Origin of the sequence: Burkholderia sp. TSV86, assembly GCF_001522865.1 — a bacterium.
GTDB lineage: Bacteria > Pseudomonadota > Gammaproteobacteria > Burkholderiales > Burkholderiaceae > Burkholderia.
Window position 1 is genome coordinate 1 of record NZ_LOWB01000012.1, and the last position, 627, is coordinate 627.

The following is a 627-nucleotide window of genomic DNA, read 5'->3' on the forward strand; positions in this document are numbered from 1 at the left end:
TCCGGTGACCAGACTCCTTCCGTCTCAACTCCCGGGAATCCAGACTCCGCATAACAACTTTCTGTCGGTAATACATTAAATGTGCTGCAGCACATTTGACATACTTGCAGCGTGTTTGCGGCAGAAACAATCTTGAAGTTGCTAGAGGGAGTAGTCGGTGGGTAAATAAATGGATTGACCGTGAAACCGATCGTTGCCCCATTCTTTACGTCGGTGGAAAGGACAGGCTCCAGCGCGTAAGTGCTTAATTCCAATGGCGGAGATTGATAGCTGGCCGTGGCGGCCTCGCTGGACTTCTGCAATCTGGCAATCAGATTACCGGACGATTGTGAATGGCTGGCGGTCAAATAGCTCATCGAATGGGTGAGCGTTGCCCGCTCCGAAGAAGTCACTCCCTGTGGAAACGAAATTAGCCAAGTCGACGTCATGGTGAAATCTACGCCGAACAGTGAAAGCTGGCTGGGCGGGAAGACCTGAACGCCATCATACATTCGCGCCTGAACGAAAGCGGGGAGTGAGATGATGACACCATCGGCCGTGTAGTTATACTGTAAGCGGTCAATAAATGACGCCCTTCCCATGAGGGTCAGGAGGTCAGAAGCTAGGTGTCCGCGTGGACACCTGCAC

1 protein-coding gene is annotated in these 627 nt (G+C 52.3%); it reads right to left on the minus strand.

Going from position 1 to position 627, the window contains the following annotated elements; all coding sequences use genetic code 11:
- On the minus strand, positions 1-581 hold a 581-nt coding region (locus WS68_RS28620), incomplete at its 3' end, for a hypothetical protein (RefSeq protein ID WP_231752919.1).
- Positions 582-627 lie beyond the last annotated feature (46 nt).